Genomic DNA, 15,677 nt, shown 5'->3' with positions numbered 1-15,677 from the left:
GATCGCCCCGGGGCGGTTAGGCTCGTCTCGCGGAGCCGACCGCGGCTCCCCGCACCACGGGCCCCACGGCCCGCGTAACCGCGTCACATCCCAGAAGGAGATGCTCGTGCCGTCCATCGACGTCGTCGTAGCCCGGGAAATCCTGGACTCCCGAGGCAACCCCACGGTCGAGGTCGAGGTCGGCCTCGACGACGGCAGCACGGGTCGTGCCGCCGTTCCGTCCGGCGCCTCCACGGGTGCCTTCGAGGCCATCGAGCTCCGCGACGGTGACCCGAACCGCTACCAGGGCAAGGGTGTCGAGAAGGCCGTCCTCGCCGTCATCGAGCAGATCGGCCCGGAGCTCGTCGGCTACGACGCCACCGAGCAGCGTCTGATCGACCAGGCGATGTTCGACCTGGACGCCACCGACAACAAGGGCTCGCTCGGCGCCAACGCCATCCTCGGCGTCTCCCTCGCCGTCGCCCACGCCGCCTCCGAGGCCAGCGACCTCCCCCTCTTCCGCTACCTGGGCGGCCCGAACGCGCACCTGCTGCCCGTTCCGATGATGAACATCCTGAACGGCGGCTCGCACGCCGACTCCAACGTGGACATCCAGGAGTTCATGATCGCGCCGATCGGCGCGGAGTCCTTCTCCGAGGCCCTGCGCTGGGGCACCGAGGTCTACCACACCCTCAAGAAGGTGCTGAAGAGCAAGGGCCTGTCCACCGGCCTCGGCGACGAGGGCGGCTTCGCCCCGAACCTCGGCTCCAACCGCGAGGCCCTCGACCTCATCCTCGAGGCCGTCAAGGAAGCCGGTTACACCCCCGGTGAGCAGATCGCCCTGGCCCTGGACGTCGCCGCCTCCGAGTTCTACAAGGACGGCGTCTACTCCTTCGAGGGCAAGGACCGCTCCGCCGCCGAGATGACGGAGTACTACGAGGAGCTCGTCGCGGCCTACCCGCTCGTCTCCATCGAGGACCCGCTGTTCGAGGACGACTGGGCGGGCTGGAAGGTCCTCACCGACAAGCTCGGCGACAAGGTCCAGATCGTCGGCGACGACCTGTTCGTCACCAACCCGGAGCGCCTGGCCCGCGGCATCGACGAGGGCGCGGCCAACGCCCTGCTCGTCAAGGTCAACCAGATCGGCTCGCTGACCGAGACCCTGGACGCCGTCGAGCTGGCCCAGCGCAGCGGCTTCAAGTGCATGATGTCCCACCGCTCCGGCGAGACCGAGGACGTCACCATCGCCGACCTCGCCGTCGCCACCAACTGCGGCCAGATCAAGACCGGCGCCCCGGCCCGCTCCGAGCGCGTCGCCAAGTACAACCAGCTGCTGCGCATCGAGGAGATCCTCGACGACGCCGCGGTGTACGCCGGCCGCAGCGCGTTCCCGCGGTTCAAGGGCTGAACGTAAAGGGCCAAGGCTCGAGTGAGCCCTAGCCAGTCGTACGTACGTCCCCGTACCCGGTCCCGTACCGTGTCCGGGGACGTACGTGCGTGTGAGACGGGAGGCGGGGGAACATGGCCGTGAAGGACCGGGACCGTTTCTCCACCGCGACCAGGATCAAGCTGCTCGGCGAGCAGACCGCGGCCCGTGTCTACCGCTCCCAGACCAAACGGCAGGCCCGCCGCTCCCGGCTCACCGGCCGGGCCGCGCTGCTGGCCATGGTCCTGTGCACGCTGATCGTGGCGCTCGCCTATCCCATAAGGCAGTACGTCTCCCAGCGCGCCGAGATCGCCGACGTGCAGCGCCAGCGGGAACAGGCCCGGCAGCGGGTCGAGCAGCTGCGCGACCTCAAGGCGCGCTGGCAGGACGACGCGTACGCGGAACAGCAGATCCGGCAGCGGCTGCACTACGTCATGCCGGGCGAGACTGGTTACATCGTCATCGACCCGGACGCGGCCAAGCAGTCGCGCGCCGACCTGGGCGCGGCCGACCGCCCCTGGTACGCGAACGTCTGGGACGGCGTCGACAAGTCCGACGCCTCCGACCAGTGAACCGACCGATGGAAAGACAGGCATGCAAACGCCCCCGCCGACCACCCCGCGCACCGAGCCCACCGACGCCGACGTCGAGGCATTCAAGCAGCAGCTCGGGCGTCCGCCGCGCGGTCTGCGCGCGATCGCGCACCGCTGCCCGTGCGGCCGGCCGGATGTGGTCGAGACGGCCCCCCGCCTCCCCGACGGCACGCCGTTCCCGACGCTGTACTACCTGACGTGCCCCAAGGCGAACTCCGCCATCGGCACGCTCGAGGCGAACGGCGTGATGAAGGAGATGACCGAGCGGCTGGAGACCGACCCGAAGCTCGCCGCCGCCTACCGCGCCGCGCACGAGGACTACATCCGCCGCCGCGACGAGATCGAGGAGCTGAAGAGCTTCCCCAGCGCGGGCGGTATGCCGGACCGGGTGAAGTGCCTGCACGTCCTGGTCGCCCACTCCCTGGCGGCCGGCCCCGGGGTCAACCCGCTGGGCGACGAGGCGCTGGAGATGCTGCCGGAGTGGTGGCGCAAGGGGACGTGTGTGACGTCCGTACCAGACGCGCAGGACGCTCAGGACGTTGATGACGTCCAGGACGCTCAGGCTCGCGAGGAGGCAAAGTGACCCGGGTCGCCGCCGTCGACTGCGGTACGAACTCCATCCGGCTCCTCGTCGCCGACGCCGACCCGGCCACCGGCGAGCTGGACGAACTGGACCGCCGTATGACGATCGTCCGCCTCGGCCAGGGCGTCGACCGCACCGGCCGGCTCGCCCCCGAAGCCCTGGAGCGGACCTTCGCCGCCTGCCGCGAGTACGCGACGGTCATCAAGGAGCACGGCGCGGAGCGGATGCGTTTCGTCGCGACCTCCGCCTCCCGGGACGCGGAGAACCGGGACGAGTTCGTACGCGGGGTGCTGGACATCCTCGGAGTCGAGCCGGAGGTCATCACCGGCGACCAGGAGGCGGAGTTCTCCTTCACCGGCGCCACCAAGGAACTGACCGGCCGCGACGACCACGCCAAGCCCTACCTCGTCGTGGACATCGGCGGCGGCTCGACCGAGTTCGTCGTCGGCGACGACCACGTCCGCGCGGCGCGCTCGGTCGACGTGGGCTGCGTCCGGATGACCGAGCGGCACCTGGTGCGGGACGGGGTGGTGAGCGACCCGCCCTCGCAGGAGCAGATCGCGGCGATGCGGGCCGACATCGAGGCGGCCCTCGACCTCGCCGAGCAGACGGTCCCGCTGCGGGAGGCACGCACCCTGGTGGGCCTGGCCGGCTCGGTGACGACGGTCTCGGCGATCGCCCAGAACCTCCCCGAGTACGACTCCACGGCCATCCACCACTCCCGCGTCACCCTCGACAAGGTCCGCGAGATCACCGAGTGGCTGCTCGCCTCCACCCACGCCGAGCGCGCGGCGGTCCCCTCCATGCATCCGGGGCGCGTCGACGTCATCGGGGCGGGCGCCCTCGTGCTGCTCTCGATCATGGAGCGGATCGGCGCGGAGGAGGTCGTCGTGAGCGAGCACGACATCCTCGACGGGATCGGCTGGTCTTTGGCCTGACCGCCTACAGGTTGCGGTACACGTCCCGCCGGTCGCCTACCTTGACGACGAGGATGACGAGCTCACCGTCGTTGATCTGGTAGGCGACCCGGTAGCTGCCGACCCTGAGCCGGTAGAGCCCGGACGGGCCGGTGAGTTTCCTGATGTCGGCGTCCTGGCGGTACGGGTCGTCACCGAGTGCGGTCAGCGCGGTCAGGATGCGCATGGCGTCGGGCCGGCTGACAGCCCGGAGTTGCCGCTGCGCCGCCGTGGTGAACCGGAAGGCGTACTTCACGCCGCATCGTCGTCCTGCTCGGTGAACAGGTCCGCCAACAGCTCGGCCATCGTCACTGTGGGACCGCCCTCGGCCAGCACCGCTTCGGCTTCGCGCGCCAGCATGACGTCGGCCGCTTCCTCCAGTGCCTCGAAGTCGGCGATCGGAACCACGGCTGCCACCGGAGCGCCGTTACGCGTGATGACGGTCGGAACGCCTTCCTCGGCCCGGTTGATGTGGTCGGCGAGGTGGGCGCGGGCTTCCCGCACGGTCACGGTGTTCTCAGTCATGGGATCAGTGTACGCGAATGCGTGTACACGCGACCATGTTCGGGGAGTCGCGTTCGTGGGCGATGCTCGACGGCATCGCGTGGTCCCTCGCCTGATTCCCGACTCCCCTGGCTCGACGACCTCTACGACCGGCTGGCGCCGGTCGTGCTGTCCTGGAGCGGCGAGACCCGCGCGACATTCGTCGACAAGCTCGAGGAGTGGGATCGTTCCGCGCAGGAACTCCGGGCGGCGCAGAAGTGGCTGCACGAGGTCGTCACCACCGGCCACACCACCTACTCGGCCGCGCACCGGGCGGTGCTGCGCGGCTGGGGAGCGGCCTGATGGGCACCCGCCGCCGTCCGGCGGCGGCACCATCGACGTCAAGCCGTCCCACCTGCGTCAGGTGGCGGGCGGCTTCGCGGGTCAGCAGACCCCGTTCGACAAGGCGGCCAAGGACCTCGTCACCGCTCTCAAGGAGTATCCGGAGGACGCCGGCGGACAGGGCACGGCGGCCCAGGCGTTCGCGACCGCGTACCTTCCCGGACGGACAGCCGTCGGCGAGCGAGGCTGGAAGCGGAAAGGAGCAGCGGCCGGCCGTGACTACCTACACCGGTGCCGTCTTCGACAACGGGATCGTGGCGGGCCTCCTGGAGGTCCTCGCCTCGGCCCGCGAGCGAGGCGGGACGGCACCGTTCGCCGACGAGATCGCCCGCGTCAACCGCACACTCGACAGCTGCGCCGCCGCACGGTGGGCCATGCCGAACGCCACCTTGGCAGCCCTTCTCGATCTCCTCGCCGAGGATCTGCGGGCCGCTCCGGGCCGGGACCTGCCGCCGGGCTTCCTCCAGAGGCTCGACGAGGCCGCGGGGGGCCGGAACCGGTCGGATTTCCTCACGGACACGGCCCTCCGGCTGCGTACCTCGCAGCGCGAGGGGATCGCCCGGTTCGAGGACCTCCCGATGTCCGCTTGGGAGGCGGAGTTGCGGTACGCCCACCTGCGGGACTTCTCCTGGTGGGTCGAGTCGGACGAGTACGGGACCTTCGAGGAGGGGGTGCTCGCGGGCGTGACCAGCGAGCACCCGGGCGGCTGCGCGCACCTGCTTCCCGCGCTGATCGCGGAGTCGCACGCGGCTCTGCTCCTCGACGCGGACGCGCGGTCCGTCGCCGGTCTGCGCTCCGTGGTCCCGTGGGCCACTCCGCCGATCCTGCGCGATGTGCTGCGACTCGCCTCCGCGCATCTGCTCGACGCGCACTGAGCATCGGCTCGGCGCACGCGAATGAGAGGGCGCCGCGCACCGGTCGCCGCTGCTCGGTGGCACTCTGCTGAGCAGGTCGGATGCCCGTTTGAGCATGGCTGAGGGGCCGTCGTGGGGCACTCCGTGCCACCCCGCCGAGAAAGTTCGTGAAGTTCTTCACAAGGAATTCGGCCCTGCTGAGGGACGAAGATGCCGCCGTTGACCCTTCCGGGGCCCCAACGCCCGTCTGAACGTGTTCAAAAGGGGCGGGCGTGGGTGTGTGACGGAGGTGCTTGAGGGGTGCGTTTCGGGGGTCTCACGGAGTGGGTTCAGGGTCAGAGAGGCAGCTCACGCGGCATTGACAACGCCGCGCCCTACACGCTGGTTCCTACTCGGCGCCATGACGTGGATCACGCGAGCGGCGGAGGATAGCACACACGGCCAGGAAGCTTGTGAAGGGGCGCACGAGCGACCCCCCTGGGACGGGTGGATACTCGATGGCATGAGCACCACGGAGCGTCCCAGGATCCTCGTAGTAGGCGGTGGGTACGTAGGCCTGTACGCAGCTCGGCGCATCATGAAGAAGATGCGCTACGGCGAGGCGACCGTCACGGTCGTCGACCCCCGGTCGTACATGACCTACCAGCCCTTCCTCCCCGAAACCGCCGCCGGCAGCATCTCCCCGCGCCACGTCGTCGTCCCGCTGCGACGCGTGCTGCCCAAGGCGGAGGTCCTCACCGGTCGGGTCACCACCATCGATCAGGACCGCAAGGTCGCCACGATCTCCCCGCTGGTCGGCGAGGCGTACGAGCTGCCCTTCGACTACCTGGTCATCGCGCTCGGCGCGGTCTCCCGCACCTTCCCGATCCCCGGCCTCGCCGAGCAGGGCATCGGTATGAAGGGCATCGAGGAGGCCATCGGCCTGCGCAACCACGTCCTCGAGCAGCTCGACAAGGCCGACTCCACGAACGACGAGGAGATCCGCCGCAAGGCGCTCACCTTCGTCTTCATCGGTGGTGGCTTCGCGGGCGCGGAGACCATCGGCGAGGTCGAGGACATGGCCCGCGACGCGGCCAAGTACTACAACAACGTCTCCCGCGAGGACATGCGGTTCGTCCTCGTCGACGCCGCCGACAAGATCCTGCCGGAGGTCGGCCCCAAGCTCGGCCAGTACGGCAAGGAGCACCTGGAGGGCCGTGGGGTCGAGGTCTACCTCTCCACCTCCATGGACTCCTGCGTCGACGGCCACGTGGTGCTGAAGAACGGCCTGGAGGTCGACTCCAACACCATCGTGTGGACGGCCGGCGTCAAGCCGAACCCGGCCCTCGGTCGCTACGGCCTCCCGCTGGGCCCCCGCGGTCACGTCGACTGCGAGCCGACCCTCCAGGTCAAGGGCACGGACTACATCTGGGCCGCGGGCGACAACGCCCAGGTCCCGGACATCGCCGCCCGCAAGGCGGGCAACGAGAACGCCTGGTGCCCCCCGAACGCGCAGCACGCCCTCCGTCAGGCGCGCGTCCTCGGTGACAACGTGATCTCCGGTATGCGTGGCTTCCCGCAGAAGGACTACTCGCACTCCAACAAGGGTGCGGTCGCGGGTCTGGGCCTCCACAAGGGCGTCGCGATGATCGTCATGGGCAAGATGAAGATCAAGCTCAAGGGCCGTCTCGCCTGGTACATGCACCGTGGCTACCACGGTCTGGCCATGCCGACCTGGAACCGCAAGATCCGCGTCTTCGCCGACTGGACGCTCGCCATGTTCCTCAAGCGCGAGGTCGTCGCCCTCGGTGCCCTGGAGACTCCCCGCGAGGAGTTCTACGAGGCCGCCAAGCCGGCGCCGGTCGCCGCCGCGAGCAAGGCCGAGGAGAAGCCCAAGGCCGAGCAGGCCAAGGCCTCCTGACCTCCGGTCACTGAACGCCCCGAAGGGGCCGCCCGCCATCCGTGGTGCGGGCGGCCCCTTCGGCGTTCCCGGCCCGCGACCCGAGCCGACCCGACCCGACCCGACCTGACGCGGGGTGGGCGACGGGCGGCCGGCGAGCAAAGTCCATGCGGTGTGCACGCATTTTGCGAAGCCGTAACGCGAACGGGGGACTGCGTCCCGGCCCCATAGGTGTTTACGTGGGTGTTGGACATTCCGGGATTTCCTCGTCACGGAGGTGTACGCCATGGCAGACGCCGCGCTGCGGCTCAAGAGCCTCGTCGAACAATTGCTGGGTGTGCCGCTGCACGTGCGCATTCGCGCCTGGGACGGTTCGCAGGCGGGGCCGCCGGGCGCGCCGACACTCGTCGTGCGCAATCGCCGGGCCGTGCGTCGGCTGCTGTGGAAGCCGGGCGAACTGGGTCTGGCCCGCGCCTGGGTCGCCGGGGACCTGGACGTCGAAGGGGACCTTTACGCCGCCCTCGACCTGATCTCGGGCCTCGTCTGGGAGCGCGACGGGGACGCCCGCGGGGTCGTCCGCTCCCTGCGCGACCCCGAGGTGCGGGCCGCCGTACGCGGACTCGTCGCCCTCGCGGGCCCCCCGCTGCCGCCCGCCCCGCCCCGCGAGGAGGTCCGCAGACCCCGCCGCCACCTGCACACCAAACGCACCGACAAGCGGGCCATCAGCCACCACTACGACGTCGGCAACGACTTCTACGAGATCGTCCTGGGGCCCAGCATGGTGTACTCCTGCGCCTACTGGCCGGCCCCCGAGGCGGACGGCGGCACCCTCGAAACCGCCCAGCGCGACAAGCTCGAACTCATCTCCCGCAAGCTCGGCCTGGCACCCGGCCAACGGCTCCTCGACGTCGGCTGCGGCTGGGGTTCGATGGCCATCCACGCGGCCCGCGAGCACGGCGTGAGCGTCGTCGGCATCACGCTCTCCCAGGAGCAGGCCGCCTACGCCCGTAAGCGCGTCGCCGACGGGGGACTCACCGACCGAGTCGAGATCCGGGTACAGGACTACCGGGATGTGGACGACGGACCGTACGACGCGATCTCCTCCGTCGGGATGGCCGAACATGTCGGGGCCGAGCGGTACCTGGAGTACGCCGAGGTGCTCCGCCGGCTCCTCAAGCCCGGAGGGCGGCTGCTCAATCATCAGATCGCCCGCCGGCCCGAACGGGACGACGAGGCGGCGTACAGCGTCGACGAGTTCATCGACTCCTATGTCTTCCCGGACGGCGAACTCGCCCCCGTCGGCACCACCGTCACCCAGCTCGAACGCGCTGGTTTCGAGGTGCGGGACGTCGAGTCGATCCGTGAGCACTACGCCCTCACCCTGCGCCGCTGGGTCACCAACCTGGAGGGGGAGTGGGCGCGTGCGGTCCGGCTCGCCGGTGCCGGGCGGGCCCGGGTCTGGCGGCTGTACATGGCCGCCTCCGCGCTCGCCTTCGAGCACAACCGCATCGGCGTCAACCAGGTCCTCGCCGTCCGGACTCCCGAGTCCGGTGTCTCGGGGCTGCCGTTGCGGTCCCGTACCTGGAACTGAGCGCACGCACGACCGGGGCCCCGTCCTGGTGAGAAGGACGGGGCCCCGACTGCCGTACCGCTACTCCGACTTGATCGCCGTCAGCATGTTCAGCCGGCCCGCCCGCCGGGCCGGCCACAGCGCCGCGAGAACGCCGACCGTCGCCGCCAGGAGCAGGAAGAGCGCCATCCGGGCCCACGGCAGGACGAGTTCGTACGTCGCCAGGCTCGTGCCGAGGAGTTCCCCGGCCGCCCAGCCGAAGAACACGCCGAGGCCGATGCCGAGCACCCCGCCGAAGAGGGAGATGACCAGGGACTCCAGGCGGACCATCCGCTTGATGCCCTTGCGGTCCAGTCCGATGGCGCGGAGCATGCCGATCTCCTGGGAGCGTTCGAAGACCGACATGGCCAGGGTGTTGATGACGCCGAGGACCGCGACGAGCACGGCCATGGCCAGGAGGCCGTAGAGCATGTTCAGCATCAGCGTGAACATCTGCGCGATCTCGTTGGAGAGGTCCTTCTTGTCCTGGACCTTGATGGCCGGGTTGGAGCCGAGGGCCTTCTCCAGTTCGTCCTTCGTCGCGCTCGACGCGCCGTCGGACGTCTTGACCATCACCTGCATGTCGGCCGGGTCGGTCTGGTGCGGGGAGAGCGTGGCGTTGTCCAGGATGATGCCCTGGATCATCTCGTTGCCCTCGTAGACCCCGGCGACGCTCAGTTCCTGCTTCTTGCCGTCCTCGTAGGCGACGGTGAAACGCGAACCGGCCTTCCAGCCGTGCGACGTGGCCGTCCTGTCGTCCACGACGACCTGTGTGCCCCCCACCTTGAAGGTGCCGCTGTCCACCTTGAGTTCGGTCAGCTCGGTGATCGCGCTGCCGGTGACGCCGGTGAGGTACTCGGTCTCGCCGTCGATCCGGGAGGGCGCGTTGCGCAGCGGGCTGGTGGCGGTGACGTCGTCGACCCGGCCCAGCTTCTTCTCGACGTCCGGGGACAGCTCGTTGCCGTTCGCCATGGACACCACGTAGTCCGCGCGGATCGCGGCCGAGGCCATCTTGTCGATCGCCTTCTGCAGACTGCCCGCCATCACCGTCATGCCGGTGATGAGGGTGAGGCCGATCATCAGGGCGGAGGCCGTGGCGGCCGTACGGCGCGGGTTGCGCACCGAGTTCTGGCGGGCCAGCTTGCCCGAGACGCCGAACACGCGCAGGACCGGTGCCGCGGCCGCGATCAGCGGGCGGGACAGCAGCGGGGTCAGGATGAAGACGCCGATGATCAGGAGGACGGCGCCCAGACCCATGGGGGCCTGGCCGTCGGAGCCGGACATCGTCGTGGCCGCGAGGACGACCGCGATGCCCGCCCCCGAGAACAGCGCGCCCAGCGTGTTGCGCAGCACCAGCGACTTGCCGGTCGCCGGTGCGTGCACGCTGCTCATCGCCGCCACCGGTGGGATCTTCGCCGCCCGGCGGCCCGGCAGCCAGGCCGCCAGCATGGTGACCAGGACACCGACCGCGAGGGCCGTGAGGACCGTGCCGGGCGTGACGAGCAGTGGCCCGTCGGGGACGGTCGCGCCGAGCGAGCCCATCAGCGACCGCAGCCCGGCCCCGATGCCGACACCGGCGGCCAGGCCGGTCACCGCGGCGACCACGCCGACCACGAACGCCTCGAGGAGGACGGAGCGGGTGACCTGCCGGCGCGAGGCACCGACGGCCCGCAGCAGGGCCAGTTCCTTGGTGCGCTGGGCGACCAGCATGGTGAAGGTGTTGGCGATGATGAACGTGCCGACGAACAGCGCGATGCCCGCGAAGACCAGCAGCCCCTGCTTCAGGCCGGACATCGAGGCGGAGATCGCCTCCGCCTGACTGTCGGCCAGTTCCTGTCCGGTCGTGGTCTCGACGGTGTCCTTCGGCAGCGCCTTGTCCAGTGCGGCCTTCAGCGCCGTCTGGCTGACGCCCGCCTTGGCCGTGACGTCGATCTGGTCGTACGTGCCCGTCTTGCCGAACAGCTGCTGGGCCGTGGCCGTGTCGAAGAGGGCGAGGCTGCCGCCGGCGGCGACGTTGCCGTCGTCGGTGGTGAAGATGCCGGTGATCTTCGGGTCGAGCACCGGGCCGTTCACCGAGATCCGCACGGTGTCGCCGACCTCGTATCCGGCGCGCCTCGCGGTCTCGGAGTCGATGAGGACCTCGTTCCTGCCGCTCGGCGTGTGCCCGCTGACGAGCGGATACCGGGGGTCCTTCGCGCCCCAGTAGTTGCCGCCCTGCGACTGGAAACCGCCGCCGATCAGCTTGCCGTCCTTGTCGGCGATGGCGGTGAAGCCGTTGACGACGCCGATGGCGGAGGCGGCCCCCGGAACCTTCGCGCTCTGGTCGAGCAGCGCCTCGGTCAGCTCGGCCCTCTTGCCGACGGTGTCGCCCTTGTCCTCCTGGAGCTCGGCCTCCACGGCCACGTCGACCTGGTCGAAGCCCTTGGCCGAACTCTTCTGGTAGGCCTCGGAGATGGTGTTGGTGAAGACCAGGGTCCCGGACACGAAGGCCACGCCGAGCATCACGGCGAGCACGGTCATGAGCAGTCTGGCCTTGTGCGCGAGTACGTTGCGCAGGGCGGTGCGGAACATCAGCTGGTACGGCCCTTCGCGTCGAACTGCTTCATGAAGTCGAGGACCGACTCCGCGCTGGGGCCGTGCATCTCGTCGACGATCCGCCCGTCCGCCAGGAACACCACCCGGTCCGCGTACGCCGCCGCCACCGGGTCGTGGGTCACCATCACCACCGTCTGTCCGAGCTCCCGTACGGAGTTGCGCAGGAAGCCCAGCACCTCGGCGCCGGAGCGCGAGTCGAGGTTTCCGGTCGGCTCGTCGCCGAAGATGATGTCGGGCCTGGACGCCAGGGCGCGGGCCACGGCGACGCGCTGCTGCTGGCCGCCGGACAGCTGGGAGGGTCGGTGGCTGAGACGGTCGGCCAGGCCGACCATCCCGATCACCTTCTCCAGCCACTGCCTGTCCGGCTTGCGGCCCGCGATGTCCATCGGGAGGGTGATGTTCTCCAGGGCCGTCAGGGTCGGCAGCAGGTTGAACGCCTGGAAGATGAAGCCGATCTTGTCCCGGCGCAGCTTGGTCAGCTGCTTGTCCTTCAGTGAGCCCAGTTCGGTCTCGCCGATGCGCACCGAACCGGAGGAGAAGGAGTCCAGGCCGGCCACGCAGTGCATCAGGGTCGACTTGCCGGACCCCGAGGGGCCCATGATCGCGGTGAACTCGGCCTGCCGGAAGTCGACGGAGACCCGGTCGAGGGCGACCACCTGGGTCTCGCCCTGTCCGTAGATCTTCGACAGATCCGTGGCACGCGCGGCCACGGTGGTGGCCCGGCCGGCGATGGATGCGGTGGTCACGAGTGGGCACTCCAGAAGGACGAGGGATGGTCGGAGGGACGACATCCATCGTCCGGGCCGCGAGCCGCCGTGTAGTCACCCGCTGTTCCGGTTCTGAAGGCAGCCTCGGGTCGGACCGGGGGCCGCCGTGTCATACCTGGGGATGACAGTCACCCCTGACTCATGCAGAGAACAGGTGGAGCCCCCTCGTTCGGGCGGTGAAATTCCGTCATTCCGCATGCGGGGCCGGGGGGCGCGCGCAAGGCTGTTGGCAAGTGTGGATGGCCTGTACCGGGTGCTGATGCCCCCTCAGGCATCAATAAAATAAGACAACATGGGTCCGCCCTGCCGATGTTGCGGGGAAGTATCCCGCTAGGCTCGGAACCTCGATGCGGAGCCCATGGCCTGCCCGGATGGTGGAATGCAGACACGGCGAGCTTAAACCTCGCTGCCCCTTCGCGGGCGTGCCGGTTCAAGTCCGGCTCCGGGCACTTCCGAGACCTGTGCACCCTCCATTGAAGAGTTCACCGCTCGACCGTTGACAGCGGGCGCATGCGGTCGGAAACTCATGTCGCGGACTCAGTGAAGAAAACTTCACCACGCGAACAAGGATCGCAACAGGGAGGCTGGTCGATGCGCACCACCGTCGGCATCATCGGAGCGGGCCCCGCCGGCCTCCTCCTCGCCCGGCTGCTCCACAACGCCGGCATCGACGCGGTCGTCCTGGAGAGCCGCGACCGCGCCTACGTGGAACAGCGGCAGCGGGCCGGAATCCTGGAACAGGGCACGGTGGACGTACTGCGCGCGGCCGGCGCCGGGGAACGCATGGACCGCGAGGGCCTGCGCCACGACGGCATAGAGCTTCGGTACGCCAAGAAGCGCCACCGCGTCGACTTCCCCGCCCTCACCGGCGGCCGGTCGGTGATGGTCTACGCCCAGACCGAGGTCTGCAAGGACCTCATCGCCCTCCAGCTCAAGGAGGGCGGCCCGCTGCTGTTCGAGGCGGAGGCGCTGGCCGTCGAGGGCGCCGACAGCGGCAGCCCGCGCGTCCGGTTCCGGCACGAGAGCGTCGAGGACGTCCTGGAGTGCGACTACGTCGTCGGCTGCGACGGCTTCTGGGGAGTGGCCCGCACGGCGGTACCCGCCCCGGTGTCCCGGACCTTCGAGCGGACGTACCCGTTCGGCTGGCTCGGCATCCTCGCCGACGTCCCGCCCTCCCACGACGAGCTGGTCTACGCCCACCACGACCGCGGCTTCGCCCTCCTGTCCATGCGCTCCCCGTCCGTCTCCCGGCTCTACCTCCAGGTGCCGGAGGGCACCGACGCCGAGGCGTGGCGCGACGACGACATCTGGGCGGAACTGGAGCGCCGCTTCGAGACAGCCGACGACTGGCGCCTGGAGCGCGGCCCGATCACCCAGAAGTCGGTCACCCCGATGCGCTCCTACGTCCACGAGCCGATGCGGCACGGCCGCCTCTTCCTGGCCGGGGACGCGGCCCACATCGTGCCGCCCACGGGAGCCAAGGGCCTCAACCTCGCCGTCGGCGACGTCGTCACCTTCGCGAGGGCGCTGGCGTACCAGCAGGAGACCGGCTCGGACGAACTGCTCGACGCCTACTCCGAGACCTGCCTGCGTCGCGTCTGGCAGGCCGAGCGGTTCTCCTACGACATGACGACCCTCCTGCACCGGGCCCCCGGCGCCACGCCCTTCGAGGACCGCCTCCAGCTCGCCCGGCTGGAGCGGCTCGCGTCCTCCCGGGCCGCCGAGACCGATCTGGCCGAGGGGTACACGGGTTTCCCGTTCGGGTGAGGCGGGGCGCGGAAGAGTGAGGACCGCCGTGCGCGGGAATCATGGGGCCGCGTAGCGTGTTGCGCAGCACAACGAGGGAAAGATCCTCCCCAAGCACTAGGGTCATTCCTTTGCCTACCTATTACTCTTGAGCCCAAGGCCCACACACGGTGGCCATGGAGGAGTGAAATGAGGAGCAGCAACCCGGTCTTCTCGCGACGGGGGTTCAGCCGCGACAACGGCTACGCGGGCTTCAACACCGCGCCGCAGGCCGGGGGCGCAGCTGTAGGCACCCAGGGCAACCCGTACGCGCAGCCGCAGGCCGGCAACCCGTACGCGCAGAACCCGTACGCGCAGCAGGACCTTCAGCACGGCGCACCGCCGCAGGCCCCGGTCACCACCGGCCGCATGACGATCGACGACGTCGTCCTGCGTACCGGCACCACGCTCGGCGTCCTGATCGTCACGGCCGCGCTCGCCTGGGCCCTGCTGCCGGTCGACGACGCCAACATCAGCCGTTCGTACGGCATCGGCATCGGCGCCGCGCTGATCGGCATGGTCCTGGCCTTCGTCCAGTCCTTCAAGCGCAAGGCCTCGCCCGCGCTGATCCTGACGTACGCCGCGTTCGAGGGTGTCTTCCTCGGCGTCCTGTCCAACATCGTCGACAGCCGGATCGCCGACGGCGCGGCCATGCAGGCCGTGATCGGCACCATGGCGGTCTTCGCCGGCGTGCTGGTGGCGTACAAGGCGGGCTGGATCCGCGTCAACCGCCGGTTCTACGGCTTCGTGATGGCGGCCGCGCTCGGCTTCGTCCTGCTGATGATGGTGAACCTGCTGTTCGCCGTCTTCGGCGGCGGTGACGGCCTCGGCTTCCGCAGCGGCCCGCTCGGCGTGATCTTCGGCGTCGTCGGCATCCTGCTCGGCGCCTGCTTCCTCGCCCTGGACTTCAAGCAGGTCGAGGACGGCATCGCGTACGGCGCGCCGCGCGAGGAGGCGTGGCTGGCGGCCTTCGGGCTGACGCTCACGCTGGTCTGGATCTACATGGAGTTCCTGAGGATCATCGCGATCCTCAACAGCAGCGACTGACACGCACCGCGTGCGTGAAAGGGCCCCGGGTTCCGTCCCGGGGCCCTTTTCGTGTGCGCGCCTAGAGGAGTTTGCGCGCCGCCCTCCTCAGGTCGTACTCGTGGACGATCGCCTTCGCGTGGCCGTACGCGAGGTCGTGTTCGTGGCGAAGCCAGCTGACCTTCTCCTCGAAGCGGAAGAGAGAAGGGCCGTCTTCGACAGTGCGGAGCCAGTCGGACACTTCACGACCGGTGCAATGGGGGATGCGGGCGAGCATGTTGCGGTGGGTCTCCTCGGAGAGGACGTGGGACATCGGCGCCTCCGGACGCAAAGGGGATGTAAGCCGGTCCTTCAGGTCACCGTGCCTGAGCGTTCGCCCGTTGGCAACAGTCCCGGTGGGACGCGTACGCTCGCGGCGTGGTGGATACGACGCGTCTGTGCCGTGCGGTGGATCACTTCGCCGATCGTCTTCGGGCCGCCCCGCAGAGCCGTCTGCAGCGGGGCGCTGCCGCTGAGGCTCTGGGGCTGGCCAGGGAGTTCGCCCGGTGGGCGCAGGAAGTGGAGGAACCCGGGACCGAGCCCCGGCAGATGCCGGACGCGGGGATGTTCGCCGCAGCCGATCAAATCACCGTCGCCGTACATGACTTGGCCCTCGTACTCACGGACGAGGGCCAGGTCGATGACGCGGTGCGGTTGGTGGAGGAAGCGCAGAAGCGGGCGGGCGTGTGAGCCCGTGTGAG

The 15,677-nt window shown here is 69.6% G+C and carries 15 protein-coding genes, 1 tRNA gene and 1 pseudogene; 12 read left to right on the top strand and 5 right to left on the bottom strand.

Annotated elements, in window-relative coordinates:
- Positions 1-100: 100 nt before the first annotated feature.
- The 4 genes from eno to ACWBNA_RS11990 all read left to right on the top strand — a co-directional run bounded on the left by eno (position 101) and on the right by ACWBNA_RS11990 (position 3,519).
- Positions 101-1,387 (top strand): phosphopyruvate hydratase, encoded by a 1,287-nt coding sequence (eno, locus tag ACWBNA_RS12005; RefSeq protein ID WP_482704278.1) that lies wholly within the window; start codon positions 101-103, stop codon positions 1,385-1,387.
- Between the two features lie 113 nt (positions 1,388-1,500).
- Positions 1,501-1,977: an FtsB family cell division protein gene (locus tag ACWBNA_RS12000; RefSeq protein ID WP_482704277.1), complete on the top strand. Its 477-nt coding sequence runs from the start codon at positions 1,501-1,503 to the stop codon at positions 1,975-1,977.
- A 22-nt stretch (positions 1,978-1,999) separates the two neighbouring features.
- Complete coding sequence (locus tag ACWBNA_RS11995) at positions 2,000-2,581, top strand: DUF501 domain-containing protein (RefSeq protein ID WP_482704276.1); 582 nt, start codon at positions 2,000-2,002, stop codon at positions 2,579-2,581.
- Positions 2,578-3,519 carry a Ppx/GppA phosphatase family protein gene (locus ACWBNA_RS11990; RefSeq protein ID WP_482704275.1) on the top strand — a complete coding sequence of 314 codons (942 nt, stop codon included), beginning with the start codon at positions 2,578-2,580 and terminating at the stop codon, positions 3,517-3,519. Before ACWBNA_RS11995 ends, ACWBNA_RS11990 begins: the two co-directional genes overlap by 4 nt.
- A 4-nt stretch (positions 3,520-3,523) precedes the next feature.
- On the opposite strand, the gene ACWBNA_RS11985 is transcribed toward ACWBNA_RS11990, so the two are convergent.
- The gene (locus ACWBNA_RS11985; protein WP_482704274.1) at positions 3,524-3,793 is read right to left on the bottom strand and encodes a type II toxin-antitoxin system RelE family toxin; all 270 of its coding nucleotides are present in this window, start codon (positions 3,791-3,793) and stop codon (positions 3,524-3,526) included.
- On the bottom strand, positions 3,790-4,062 hold the full coding sequence (locus ACWBNA_RS11980; RefSeq protein WP_482704273.1) for a type II toxin-antitoxin system Phd/YefM family antitoxin: 273 nt from the start codon (positions 4,060-4,062) through the stop codon (positions 3,790-3,792). The genes ACWBNA_RS11985 and ACWBNA_RS11980 overlap by 4 nt, the downstream gene beginning before the upstream one ends.
- Before the next feature lie 111 nt (positions 4,063-4,173).
- On the opposite strand from ACWBNA_RS11980, the pseudogene ACWBNA_RS11975 reads away from it, so the two are divergent.
- From ACWBNA_RS11975 to ACWBNA_RS11960, 4 genes and pseudogenes are all read left to right on the top strand, one after another.
- Positions 4,174-4,383: pseudogene (locus ACWBNA_RS11975) on the top strand (WXG100 family type VII secretion target); the annotation flags it as partial.
- 254 nt (positions 4,384-4,637) lie between these two features.
- A complete protein-coding gene (locus ACWBNA_RS11970) occupies positions 4,638-5,297 on the top strand; it encodes a hypothetical protein (protein ID WP_482704272.1) in 660 nt (219 codons plus the stop codon).
- Positions 5,298-5,778: 481 nt separating this feature from the next.
- Positions 5,779-7,176: an NAD(P)/FAD-dependent oxidoreductase gene (locus ACWBNA_RS11965; RefSeq protein ID WP_482704271.1), complete on the top strand. Its 1,398-nt coding sequence runs from the start codon at positions 5,779-5,781 to the stop codon at positions 7,174-7,176.
- Positions 7,177-7,441: 265 nt separating this feature from the next.
- A complete protein-coding gene (locus ACWBNA_RS11960) occupies positions 7,442-8,746 on the top strand; it encodes a class I SAM-dependent methyltransferase (RefSeq protein WP_482704270.1) in 1,305 nt (434 codons plus the stop codon).
- Between the two features lie 60 nt (positions 8,747-8,806).
- Here ACWBNA_RS11960 and ACWBNA_RS11955 read toward each other — a convergent pair whose 3' ends face one another.
- Together ACWBNA_RS11955 and ACWBNA_RS11950 are read right to left on the bottom strand one after the other, a co-directional pair.
- Positions 8,807-11,335, bottom strand: coding sequence for an ABC transporter permease (locus ACWBNA_RS11955; protein ID WP_482704269.1), 2,529 nt, complete (start codon positions 11,333-11,335; stop codon positions 8,807-8,809).
- Positions 11,335-12,105: an ABC transporter ATP-binding protein gene (locus ACWBNA_RS11950; protein ID WP_482704268.1), complete on the bottom strand. Its 771-nt coding sequence runs from the start codon at positions 12,103-12,105 to the stop codon at positions 11,335-11,337. The genes ACWBNA_RS11955 and ACWBNA_RS11950 overlap by 1 nt, the downstream gene beginning before the upstream one ends.
- Positions 12,106-12,491: 386 nt before the next feature.
- Between ACWBNA_RS11950 and ACWBNA_RS11945 the strand changes: the two genes are divergently transcribed.
- The 3 genes from ACWBNA_RS11945 to ACWBNA_RS11935 all read left to right on the top strand — a co-directional run bounded on the left by ACWBNA_RS11945 (position 12,492) and on the right by ACWBNA_RS11935 (position 14,958).
- Positions 12,492-12,575 (top strand) — tRNA-Leu (locus tag ACWBNA_RS11945).
- Positions 12,576-12,717: 142 nt separating this feature from the next.
- Positions 12,718-13,893, top strand: coding sequence for a 4-hydroxybenzoate 3-monooxygenase (locus ACWBNA_RS11940; RefSeq protein ID WP_482704267.1), 1,176 nt, complete (start codon positions 12,718-12,720; stop codon positions 13,891-13,893).
- 168 nt (positions 13,894-14,061) lie between these two features.
- Positions 14,062-14,958, top strand: coding sequence for a Bax inhibitor-1/YccA family protein (locus ACWBNA_RS11935; protein WP_482704266.1), 897 nt, complete (start codon positions 14,062-14,064; stop codon positions 14,956-14,958).
- Between the two features lie 61 nt (positions 14,959-15,019).
- Here ACWBNA_RS11935 and ACWBNA_RS11930 read toward each other — a convergent pair whose 3' ends face one another.
- Positions 15,020-15,250 (bottom strand): DUF4287 domain-containing protein, encoded by a 231-nt coding sequence (locus ACWBNA_RS11930; protein ID WP_482704265.1) that lies wholly within the window; start codon positions 15,248-15,250, stop codon positions 15,020-15,022.
- A gap of 104 nt (positions 15,251-15,354) precedes the next feature.
- On the opposite strand from ACWBNA_RS11930, the gene ACWBNA_RS11925 reads away from it, so the two are divergent.
- On the top strand, positions 15,355-15,666 hold the full coding sequence (locus ACWBNA_RS11925; protein ID WP_482704264.1) for a hypothetical protein: 312 nt from the start codon (positions 15,355-15,357) through the stop codon (positions 15,664-15,666).
- Positions 15,667-15,677: the final 11 nt, after the last annotated feature.

The organism is Streptomyces sp. Q2 (genome assembly GCF_056820935.1).
This window is presented reverse-complemented; position numbering and strand designations above follow the sequence as displayed.

Excerpts from the sequence above, each read along its gene's own strand:
- eno (WP_482704278.1), top strand. The coding sequence starts at position 101 with ATGCTCGTGCCGTCCATCGACGTCGTCGTAGCCCGGGAAATCCTGGAC.
- ACWBNA_RS12000 (WP_482704277.1), top strand. The coding sequence starts at position 1,501 with ATGGCCGTGAAGGACCGGGACCGTTTCTCCACCGCGACCAGGATCAAG.
- ACWBNA_RS11995 (WP_482704276.1), top strand. The coding sequence starts at position 2,000 with ATGCAAACGCCCCCGCCGACCACCCCGCGCACCGAGCCCACCGACGCC.
- ACWBNA_RS11980 (WP_482704273.1), bottom strand. The coding sequence starts at position 4,062 with ATGACTGAGAACACCGTGACCGTGCGGGAAGCCCGCGCCCACCTCGCC.
- ACWBNA_RS11965 (WP_482704271.1), top strand. The coding sequence starts at position 5,779 with ATGAGCACCACGGAGCGTCCCAGGATCCTCGTAGTAGGCGGTGGGTAC.
- ACWBNA_RS11960 (WP_482704270.1), top strand. The coding sequence starts at position 7,442 with ATGGCAGACGCCGCGCTGCGGCTCAAGAGCCTCGTCGAACAATTGCTG.
- ACWBNA_RS11955 (WP_482704269.1), bottom strand. The coding sequence starts at position 11,335 with ATGTTCCGCACCGCCCTGCGCAACGTACTCGCGCACAAGGCCAGACTG.
- ACWBNA_RS11940 (WP_482704267.1), top strand. The coding sequence starts at position 12,718 with ATGCGCACCACCGTCGGCATCATCGGAGCGGGCCCCGCCGGCCTCCTC.
- ACWBNA_RS11935 (WP_482704266.1), top strand. The coding sequence starts at position 14,062 with ATGAGGAGCAGCAACCCGGTCTTCTCGCGACGGGGGTTCAGCCGCGAC.
- ACWBNA_RS11930 (WP_482704265.1), bottom strand. The coding sequence starts at position 15,250 with ATGTCCCACGTCCTCTCCGAGGAGACCCACCGCAACATGCTCGCCCGC.